General features: G+C 70.8%; 8 protein-coding genes. 7 read left to right on the top strand and 1 reads right to left on the bottom strand.

Features of this window, described 5'->3' with window-relative positions; translation table 11 throughout:
- Positions 1 to 1695: ATP-binding protein (locus ACWEN3_RS32725; RefSeq protein WP_452978205.1), on the top strand; the 1695-nt coding region annotated here is incomplete at its 5' end.
- Positions 1695 to 2447, top strand: a complete 753-nt coding sequence (locus ACWEN3_RS32730; RefSeq protein ID WP_452978208.1) for a DUF4118 domain-containing protein — start codon at positions 1695 to 1697, stop codon at positions 2445 to 2447. The genes ACWEN3_RS32725 and ACWEN3_RS32730, both read left to right, overlap by 1 nt.
- Before the next feature lie 209 nt (positions 2448 to 2656).
- Here the strand turns inward: ACWEN3_RS32730 and ACWEN3_RS32735 are convergent, their stop codons facing one another.
- A complete protein-coding gene (locus ACWEN3_RS32735) occupies positions 2657 to 3178 on the bottom strand; it encodes a hypothetical protein (protein ID WP_452978210.1) in 522 nt (173 codons plus the stop codon).
- Positions 3179 to 3389: 211 nt separating this feature from the next.
- On the opposite strand from ACWEN3_RS32735, the gene ACWEN3_RS32740 reads away from it, so the two are divergent.
- From ACWEN3_RS32740 to ACWEN3_RS32760, 5 genes are all read left to right on the top strand, one after another.
- Entirely contained in the window at positions 3390 to 5231 is a 1842-nt protein-coding gene (locus ACWEN3_RS32740) for an APC family permease (protein ID WP_452978213.1), read from the top strand.
- Positions 5232 to 5489: 258 nt separating this feature from the next.
- On the top strand, positions 5490 to 5579 hold the full coding sequence (gene kdpF / locus ACWEN3_RS32745; RefSeq protein WP_037659531.1) for a K(+)-transporting ATPase subunit F: 90 nt from the start codon (positions 5490 to 5492) through the stop codon (positions 5577 to 5579).
- A gap of 8 nt (positions 5580 to 5587) precedes the next feature.
- Positions 5588 to 7252 (top strand): potassium-transporting ATPase subunit KdpA, encoded by a 1665-nt coding sequence (gene kdpA, locus ACWEN3_RS32750; protein ID WP_452978216.1) that lies wholly within the window; start codon positions 5588 to 5590, stop codon positions 7250 to 7252.
- A complete protein-coding gene (gene kdpB, locus ACWEN3_RS32755; protein WP_452978218.1) occupies positions 7249 to 9378 on the top strand; it encodes a potassium-transporting ATPase subunit KdpB in 2130 nt (709 codons plus the stop codon). The genes kdpA and kdpB overlap by 4 nt, the downstream gene beginning before the upstream one ends.
- Before the next feature lie 3 nt (positions 9379 to 9381).
- Positions 9382 to 10089 (top strand): potassium-transporting ATPase subunit C, encoded by a 708-nt coding sequence (locus ACWEN3_RS32760; RefSeq protein WP_452978220.1) that lies wholly within the window; start codon positions 9382 to 9384, stop codon positions 10087 to 10089.
- The last annotated feature ends 52 nt before the right edge of the window (positions 10090 to 10141 follow it).

Raw genomic sequence — 10141 nt, forward strand, 5'->3', positions numbered from 1 at the left:
GCCGTGCACGTGGCCCGCAGCGACGGGCTCGCCGCCGGGGTCTCGCACGCCTCGCTGGCCCGCCAGCGCCGGCTCGTGGAGGATCTCGGCGGCAGCTACCACTCGGGCGTCGGGGACGACGTCGCGACCGCCCTGGTGGAGTTCGCCCGCGCGGAGAACGCCACCCAGCTGGTGCTGGGCACCAGCCGGCGGGGGCGGCTGGCGCGGTTCCTGACCGGCCCGGGCACGGGGGAGACCGTGACCGAGCTGTCCGGGGACATCGACGTCCACCGGGTCACGCACGAGCGGGCCGGGCTCGGCACCCTGCTGCCGTCCCGGCGTCGCACGCTGTCGACGGCTCGGCTGATCGCGGGACCGGTGGCCGGTCTGGTGCTGCCCGTCCTGCTCACCGCCGTCCTCGCCCAGCTGCGGGGCACGCTGAACCTGACCAGCGAGGCCCTGTTGTTCCTGCTCACGGTGGTGGGCGTGGCCTGCATAGGCGGGGTCGTCTCCGCGGTGATCGCGTCCGTGACGGCGTCCCTGCTGCTGAATTACTGGTTCATCCCGCCCATCGGCGCCTTCACGCTGGACGACCCGAACGCGCTGGTGGCCCTTGGGGTGTTCGTGGTCGTGGCCGCCGTAGTGGCCGCGGTCGTGGACCGGTCGCTGCGGCTGTCGCGCCGCTCCGCCCGGACGACGGCCGAGGCGGAGACCATGTCGTCCCTGGCCGGGAGCATCGTGCGCGGGGAAGCGACCATCCCGGCCCTGCTGGAGCGGACCCGGGAGACGTTCGGCATGGAGTCGGCGGACCTGGTGGACGAACGGCCGGACGCGCCCGATGTGACCGCCGTCCCCGCGGGGCCCGGCGCCTGGCTCGCGCTGCGCGGCCGCACGCTGTCCTCGTCCGAGCGGCGGGTGCTGGCCGCGTTCGCCGCGCACGTGGGCTCCGCGGTGGAGCGGGCCCGGCTGGCCGAGGCGGCGGCCGAGGTGGAGCCGGTCAAGGCCGCCGACCGGCTGCGTACGGCCCTGCTGCGGGCCGTCGGACACGACCTGCGCACCCCGCTGGCCGCCGGCTGGGCCGCCGTCACCTCGCTGCGCAGCCGGGACGTGGCCTTCTCGGAGGAGGACCGCGAAGAACTCCTCGCCACCGCCGACGAGTCCATGGCCAAGCTCAACCGCCTGGTGGAGAACCTCCTCGATCTCAGCCGGCTGGAGGCGGGCGTACTCCCCCTCGGCCTGCGGGCCACCACCCTGGAGGAGGTGCTGCCCATGGCCCTGGCCGACGTGCCCGAGGTGCAGGTGACGGACATGGAGGGCATCCCCGCGGTGCTGGCCGACCCGCCGCTGCTGGAGCGGGTGATCGCCAACCTGGTCGGCAACGCCGCCCGGCACACCCCATCCGGCCGGAAGGTGCTGGTCACCGCGAGTGCCCTGGCCGGGCGGGTGGAGCTGCGGGTGGTGGACCGGGGGCCCGGGCTGCCCGCCGAAGGCAGGGACCGGCTCTTCGAGCCCTTCCAGCGGCTCGGCGACACCGACAACACCGCAGGACTCGGCCTCGGCCTCGCCCTCGCACGGGGACTGACCGAGGCGATGAACGGCACCCTCAGCCCCGAGGACACCCCCGGCGGGGGCCTCACGATGGTGGTGTCGCTGCCGTTCGCGGCACACACGGCGGGTGGTGCCGCACCGACCGAACAGAGCGTAGGAGGCGCGTGATGAGCGCAGCGCGCGGCACCTGGAAACCGCACCGCAGGGGAGGGGCGCACGCCACGCCAGGGCCCTGGCCGCTCCGGGACAGGTTCGCCTTGGCGGCGGCCCTGGCCGTCCCGTTCCTGGTGGCTCTCGCGCTCGTCCCGTTCCGGACGAGTCTGTCGCACACGAACGCCGCTCTCGTCCTCGTCGTGGCGGTCGTCGCCGTGGCCGCCCTGGGGAGCCGTACGGCGGGCGTGGTCGCGGCGTTGTCGGCGGCGGCCCGGTACGACTTGTTCCTCACCCGGCCGTACGAGTCCTTCGACATCACCGCCTCCGCGGACGTCGGGACGGCGGTGATGCTGCCGGCCGTCGGCGTAGTCGTCTCCCAACTCGCCGCGCGGACCAGGCGCTTGCAGGTCATGACGGTGGTCGACCCGGCCTACCTGGCGCGTGTCCGCCGCACGGCCGACCTCGTCCAGTCCGCCAACTCGGCGGACATCGTGGTAGACCACGTCTGCAGCGAGCTGACCGACCTGCTCGGCCCGCAAGCCTGCCGCTTCGAGTACGGCAGCCTCATGGGGCAGCCGCCACGCCTGCGGAACGACGGCACCGTGGCCGTGGGCCGACGCACCTGGAATCCCGACACCGGCGGCTGGCCCGAGGGCGAGATCGAACTGCGGGCCCACGGCAACGGACACCACCTGGGCCGCTTCATGCTCACCCCCGGCCCCGGCCCCGGCCCCGTACCTCCCTCCAGGCCCGGCTGGTCGCCGTGACGCCCGGCCGACCAGACGGGCGCCGCGCTGGACACGGCGGGACCGGTGCGCGGGTGGTGATGCCAGGCGACGCGGAACAGCGGTGCTGTCCGGCGCCGACACCGCCGTACCCCAACTCGTCGCGGCCGCCGCCGTCCACGCGGCGCGGGCTGGACACCCTCATCACGGGTGTACGGCCGCATCCGGCAAACCGCGGGGACTGAGTCGGCCTAGTCCAGGCCGGACGCCTCGAACACGGCCCGTGCCGTCTCGCGGTCCATGCGGGCCGAGAGACGGCCCAGCGCGGTCCGGCCGCACAGCAGCAGTCCGTCGTCCGCCGCCTTCCGTGCGCCCTCGTTCAGGCAGGACCACAGTTGAGGGTTGCGTACCAGGACCTCGGGGTCGATCTCGACGCGGCCGCCCAGGGCGTCCCGCAGCAGGAGCCGTTGGGAGACGCCGTCCAGGCAGCGGACCGACACCAGCAGGTCCGTGCGCACCCGCTGTTCGCGCACCACTCGGCGGGAGGCCAGCCAGTTCCCTCCGGCGGACACGCGGGCGGGAAACAGCAAGAGGAAGAGCAGCCCGGCGAGCGCGAACCACAGCGCGGTGCGCCACAAGGCGATCCGGTCGGTGGCCCGGTCGACCAGGAGGAGCAGGGCGAGCAGTACGCCGGCGCAGCGGACGGCGCTCCACAATTCCCGCGTCCATTCCAGGTTGTTCGCCGCCTCACCTGATTCATCAGGGCGTCCCATGGAGCAGACGGTAGTGACCTGGGGAAGCGGAACGGCGGACCTTGACACGGCTCTGACGGAGACGGCCGTCAAGACCGCGTCAAGGTCTTCCGGTTGGGCGCGAAGATGCCGCAAGGACCGGTCGGTTGCGGCGGGTGACGGCCAGAACCTGGGTGCACCCGCGTGCACTTCGACCTTCGTGCGCGGCTGAGGGAAGAAGGAGTACGCGCCCATGTCCGTCCTGACCACCGAACAGCCGGATGCCGTCCCCGCCGGCGAGGAGCCGCCCGATACCGAGGAACGGCACCGGCTGACCGCCGTCACGGGCCTTGCGGCGCTGTCGCTGGACGCGATGGCGTCCGTGGCGTACGGCCCGGAGGCGATCGTTCTGGTCCTGGCTGCCGCGGGCGCCCACGGTCTGGGCTTCACGATGCCGGTGACGCTGGCCATCGCCGCCCTGCTCGCGGTGCTGGTGGCCTCCTACCGGCAGGTGATCGCGGCCTTCCCGGACGGCGGCGGCTCGTACGCGGTGGCGAAGACGCACCTGGGCGCGCGGACCAGCCTGGTGGCCGCCGCCTCGCTGGTCCTGGACTACGTCCTCAACGTCGCCGTCGCCGTCACTGCGGGCGTGGCGGCGCTGACCTCCGCGTTCCCGTCCCTGTACGGCGACCGGCTGTGGCTGTGCCTGGCGGTGCTCGCGCTGGTCACGGGTGTCAATCTGCGCGGGATCGTGGAGTCGGCGAAGGCGTTCATCGTGCCGACCGTCGTGTTCGTCGGCTCGATCTTCGTGCTGATCATCGTCGGGCTGTTCAGGTCCCACCCCGCGAGCACGGCGACCGCGGCGGGGCACACCTCGGTCGTCGCGGACAACGCCTCGACCGTGGGCGCGCTGCTCCTGCTGAAGGCTTTCGCCTCCGGGTGTGCCGCGCTGACCGGTGTGGAGGCCATCGCGAACGCCGTTCCGTCCTTCCGGGTGCCGCGGGTGCGGCGGGCACAGCGCGCGGAGGTCGCCCTCGGTGCGGTACTCGGTCTGATGCTGGTCGGCCTGTCGGTGCTGATCGGCCGCTTCCATCTGCAGCCGGTGGAGGGCGTCACGGTCCTGGCGCAGCTCGCCGACGCCTCGCTCGGCCACAACGGGGCGTTCTACGTCGTCCAGTTCGCGACGATGATCCTGCTGGCGCTGTCGGCGAACACGTCCTTCGGCGGGTTGCCGGTGCTGCTGAAGCTGCTCGCCCGTGACAACTACGCGCCGCACGTTTTCGCGTTGAAGGCGGACCGCCAGGTGCACCGGCACGGCGTTCTGGCGCTCGCCGTCGTCTCCGCGGCACTGCTGGTCTTCTCCGGGGGAGACACCGACACGCTGGTGCCGATGTTCGCGATCGGTGTGTTCGTCGGCTTCACGATCGCCCAGGTGGGCATGGTGCGGCACTGGTGGCTGGCGCGGAGCCCCGGCTGGCGCGGGAAGGCGCTGCTGAACGGATTCGGCGCGGTCCTCACCGGCGTCGCGACCGTCGTCGTCACGGCGAGCAAGTTCGAGGAGGGCGCCTGGCTGATCGTGATCGCCCTGCCGCTGCTCGTCGTCGTTTTCGAGGCCGTGCGCCGCGCTTACGGCCGGATCGGTGAGCGGCTGGGTCTGGGCCGCATCCCGGAGGCCCCGCACCGCGACCGCTCGCTCGTGATCGTCCCCGTCTCGTCCCTGTCCCGGCTGACCTCCGAGGCGCTGACGGCGGCCGCCTCCCTGGGCGACGAGGTCCGTGCGGTGACCGTGTGCTACCCGGACCCCGAGGACCGGGCGGAGCTGCACGCTCTGGAGCGCGCCTGGGCGGACTGGGACCCAGGGGTGGAGCTGGTGCGGCTGGCGTGCAAGCGGCGCAGCCTCGGGCGCCCCATCGCCGCCTACGTGCGTGAGGCGGCCGCCGCCGAGCCGGCCACGCGGGTCACCGTGCTGATCCCGGAGGCCGAGCCGGAGCGGCTGTGGCAGCGGCTGCTGCAGAACCAGCGGGGCGCGGTCGTCGCGCACGCCGTACGGCGGGAGACGGACGCGGTGATCTGTCGACTGCGGTTCCGTCTGTGAGCCGGGGCACTGATGGTCACGACGGCCTGCTCACCGGTACGGCCCAGGGGTCGTAAGAGCCCCGTCAAAGGTGTCCGCGTGGGCGTATGGGGGTCGTCAACGGGCGACCGGATCCGGCCATGGAGGCGCTTACCTCTTACACGTCCGTTTCAACCGAACCTCACTCCAGGAGTTAGCGATGGCCGATCTGGCCTTCGTCGTCACCGTGCTCGCGGGTTTCGCGCTGGTGGCTCTCGTCGCCCGGGGGGTGACGAAGCTGTGACCGCCGAGAACATTGTCGGCCTGATCGTGGCCGTCGCCCTGCTGGGCTATCTCGTCCTCGCCCTGATCTTCCCGGAGAGGTTCTGAGACACGACATGGGTCCCGTACTTGCAGGCGTGCTCCAGCTGCTCGCCCTGATAGGCGCGCTGGCGCTCGTTTATGTCCCCGTTGGCAACTACATGGCCCGGGTCTACTCCTCCAAGAAGCACCTGCGGGTCGAGAAGTGGATCTACAAGGGCATCGGTGCCGACCCTGACACCGAGATGACCTGGCCCGCGTATCTGCGCGGGGTGCTGGCCTTCTCGGCCGTCAGCGTCCTCTTCCTCTACCTGCTGCAGCGGCTGCAGGGCGTGCTGCCCGGCTCGCTGCACTTCTCGTCGGTCAATCCGGCGCAGTCGTTCAACACGGCCGTCTCGTTCGTGACGAACACGAACTGGCAGTCGTACTACGGCGAGCAGACCATGGGGCACGTCGTGCAGACCGCCGGTCTGGCCGTGCAGAACTTCCTCTCCGCCGCCGTCGGCATGGCGGTCGCCGCGGCCCTGGTGCGCGGCTTCGCCCGCTCGCGCACCGGTGAGCTGGGCAACTTCTGGTCCGACCTGGTGCGCGGCACGCTGCGCGTCCTGGTGCCGATGTCGGTCGTCGCCGCGGTGATCCTCGTCGCCTGCGGTGCCATCCAGAACTTCTCCGGCATCCACGAGGTCGGCCAGTTCATGGGCGGCTCGCAGCAGTGGAACGGCGGCGCGGTCGCCTCGCAGGAGGCCATCAAGGAGATCGGCACCAACGGCGGCGGCTACTTCAACGCCAACAGTGCACACCCCTTCGAGAACCCGACGCCCTTCACCAACCTCTTCGAGATCTTCCTGATCCTGGTGATCCCGTTCTCGCTGACCCGCACCTTCGGTGTGATGGTCGGCTCGGTGAAGCAGGGCTACGCGATCCTCGCCACGATGTTCACCATCTGGCTGGGCTTCACCGCGCTGATGATGTGGACCGAGTTCGCCCACCACGGCCCGGCGCTCCAGGCCGCGGGCGGGGCGATGGAGGGCAAGGAGGTCCGCTTCGGCGTCGGCGGCTCGTCGATCTTCGCCGTGGCGACCACGCTGACCTCGACCGGTGCGGTGGACTCCTTCCACTCCTCGTTCACCGGCCTGGGCGGCGGCATCACCATGCTGAGCATGATGCTGGGCGAGATCGCGCCCGGCGGCACAGGCTCCGGTCTCTACGGCATCCTGATCATGGCGGTGATCGCGGTGTTCATCGCCGGCCTGATGGTCGGCCGGACGCCCGAGTACCTGGGCAAGAAGATCGGCGGCCGCGAGATGAAGCTCGCCGCCTGCTACATCCTCATCACTCCCGCCCTGGTGCTCGTCTTCACGGCGGCGTCCATGGCGCTGCCCACCCCGCCGCACTCGATGCTGAACTCCGGCGCGCACGGCTTCTCCGAGGTGCTGTACGCGTTCACGTCGGCGGCGAACAACAACGGCTCGGCGTTCGCCGGCCTGAACGCGAACACCGACTGGTACAACACCATGACCGGGCTGGCGATGCTGCTCGGCCGCTTCCTGCCCATGATCTTCGTGCTCGCCCTCGCCGGCTCGCTCGCCGAGCAGAAGCCGGTCCCCGTGACCGCGGGCACCCTGCGCACCGAGAAGCCCCTGTTCACCGGTCTGCTGGTCGGCGCGATCCTGATCATCACCGGTCTGACGTACTTCCCGGCCCTGGCACTGGGCCCGCTCGCCGAGGGGCTGGCGTCATGACCACCCGAACGGAAAACCACGAGGACGCGATGTCCACTCCCACCCTTGCGCCCCACCAGGACGCACCCACCGGGCACAAGCCCGCCGAGGGCCGTGTAGGAGCGGGCCTCTTCGACCCCAAGGCGCTGCTCAAGTCGCTGCCGGACGCGTTGCGCAAGCTCGACCCGCGGGTGATGGTCAAGTCGCCCGTGATGTTCGTGGTGTGGATCGGCTCGGTCCTGACCACCGTCTTCTCCTTCCAGCACCCGGGCGACTGGTTCGGCTGGACCATCAGTGCCTGGCTCTGGCTGACCGTGATCTTCGCCAACCTGGCGGAGGCGGTCGCCGAGGGCCGCGGCAAGGCCCAGGCCGACACCCTGCGCAAGGCCAAGACCGACACCGTCGCGCGCCGACTGCTCGCCCACGGCTCCGAGGAGCGGGTCCCCGGCACCGCGCTGACCATCGGCGACCTGGTGGTCTGCGAGGCCGGCGACCTCATCCCCGGTGACGGCGATGTCGTCGAGGGCGTTGCCTCCGTGGACGAGTCGGCGATCACCGGCGAGTCCGCCCCGGTCATCCGTGAGTCCGGCGGTGACCGCTCCGCGGTGACCGGCGGCACGAAGGTCCTCTCCGACCGGATCGTCATCAAGATCACGACGAAGCCCGGCGAGACCTTCATCGACCGGATGATCAACCTGGTCGAGGGCGCCGCCCGGCAGAAGACGCCCAACGAGATCGCGCTGAACATCCTGCTCGCCTCGCTGACCATCGTGTTCCTGCTGGCCTGTGCCACCCTGCCGCCGCTCGCCGACTATGCCGGCACGCATCTGACGATGGTCGTGCTGGTGGCCCTGCTGGTCTGCCTGATCCCGACCACCATCGGCGCCCTGCTGTCCGCCATCGGCATCGCGGGCATGGACCGCCTCGTCCAGCGCAACGTGCTGGCCATGTCGGGCCGTGCGGTCGAGGCCGCCGGTGACGTCTCCACTCTGCTGCTGGACAAGACCGGCACCATCACCCTCGGCAACCGCCAGGCCGCCGAGTTCGTACCGGTGAAGGGCACCACCGAGGCGGAGGTCGCCGACGCGGCCCAGCTGTCGTCCCTCGCGGACGAGACGCCCGAGGGCCGCTCGATCGTCGTGCTGGCGAAGGAGAAGTACGGGCTGCGCGAACGCCACCAGGGCGAGCTGGCCGGCGCGGAGTGGATCGAGTTCACCGCCCAGACCCGTATGTCGGGCGTGGACGTGGACGGCAGGAGGATCCGCAAGGGCGCCACCGCCTCGGTCATCGCCTGGGTGGAGGAGCAGGGCGGCACGGTCGCCAAGGACGCGGACACCGTCGCGAACCGTATCTCCGAGGCGGGCGGCACCCCGCTGCTGGTCGCCGTCCACGACGACGGGGGCGCCCGCGTCCTGGGTGTCATCTACCTGAAGGACGTCGTCAAGGAGGGCATGCGGGAGCGGTTCGAGGAACTGCGCCGCATGGGCATCAGGACCGTCATGATCACGGGTGACAACCCGCTGACCGCCAAGGCCATCGCCGAGGAGGCCGGCGTGGACGACTTCCTGGCGGAGGCCACTCCCGAGGACAAGATGGCCCTCATCAAGCGGGAGCAGGCCGGCGGCAAGCTGGTCGCGATGACCGGTGACGGCACCAACGACGCGCCCGCGCTGGCCCAGGCGGACGTCGGCGTGGCCATGAACACCGGTACGTCGGCCGCGAAGGAGGCCGGCAACATGGTCGACCTCGACTCCAACCCGACCAAGCTCATCGAGATCGTCGAGATCGGCAAGCAACTCCTCATCACCCGTGGTGCGTTGACGACGTTCTCCATCGCCAACGACGTCGCGAAGTACTTCGCGATCATCCCGGCGCTGTTCGCGGCGGTCTACCCGGGCCTGGACAAGCTGAACATCATGCGCCTGTCCTCGCCCGACTCCGCGATCCTGTCGGCCGTCGTCTTCAACGCGCTGATCATCATCGCGCTGGTCCCGCTGTCCCTGAAGGGCGTGCGCTACCGGCCGATGAGCGCCGACAGGATGCTCCGCCGCAACCTCGGCATCTACGGCATCGGCGGCCTGATCGCGCCCTTCATCGGCATCAAGATCATCGACATGCTCATCTCCCTCATCCCCGGAATCGGCTGAGCCATGAACAACTCCGTAACGAACACCGCCCGGTTGCTCTGGGCGGCCCTGCGGGCCCTCCTCGTGCTGACCCTGGTGACGGGCGTCGTCTACCCGCTGGTCGTCACCGGCATCGCCCAGGGGCTGTTCGGCAACAAGGCGAACGGCTCGGAGATCAAGGCGGACGGCAGGGTCGTCGGCTCGTCCCTGATCGGGCAGTCGTACGACCTGCCGCTGAAGAAGGGCCAGGACACCCCGGACCCGGACCTCAAGTGGTTCCAGGGCCGCCCGCAGAACGGCCTCGGCACCAACTCCGTCAACACGCGGTACAAGCTGATCCTGTCCGGCGCCACCAACCTGTCCGCGGACAGCGGTGCGGTGAACGGCGTCTGCCCGGACAAGCCCGCGGACAAGACGCTCTGCGCCCAGGTGCTCGCCGCCAAGGCCGCCGTCGTCAAGGACAACTCCGTCCCCGGCTACGCCGTCAAGCCGTCCCAGGTTCCGGCCGACGCCGTCACTTCCTCGGGCTCCGGTCTGGACCCGGCGATCTCCCCGGAGTACGCCGAACTCCAGGTGCACCGGGTCGCCGCGAAGAACGGCCTGTCCGTCGGCGCGGTGGAGAAGCTGGTCAAGGACCACACGCAGGGACGCACCCTCGGCTTCGTCGGAGAGCCCCAGGTGAACGTCCTGGAACTCAACATCGCGCTCAAGGACCTCGCGGCGAAGCGGTGATGGCCTTACGCGACCCACACGGGAGCCGGCGGTCCGGGAGACATCCCGGACC

The organism is Streptomyces sp. NPDC004561 (genome assembly GCF_053602155.1).

Coding starts and splice junctions, on each gene's coding strand:
- ACWEN3_RS32740 (WP_452978213.1), top strand. CDS start 3,390: ATGTCCGTCCTGACCACCGAACAGCCGGATGCCGTCCCCGCCGGCGAG.
- kdpB (WP_452978218.1), top strand. CDS start 7,249: ATGACCACCCGAACGGAAAACCACGAGGACGCGATGTCCACTCCCACC.
- ACWEN3_RS32730 (WP_452978208.1), top strand. CDS start 1,695: ATGAGCGCAGCGCGCGGCACCTGGAAACCGCACCGCAGGGGAGGGGCG.
- ACWEN3_RS32735 (WP_452978210.1), bottom strand. CDS start 3,178: ATGGGACGCCCTGATGAATCAGGTGAGGCGGCGAACAACCTGGAATGG.
- kdpA (WP_452978216.1), top strand. CDS start 5,588: ATGGGTCCCGTACTTGCAGGCGTGCTCCAGCTGCTCGCCCTGATAGGC.
- ACWEN3_RS32760 (WP_452978220.1), top strand. CDS start 9,382: ATGAACAACTCCGTAACGAACACCGCCCGGTTGCTCTGGGCGGCCCTG.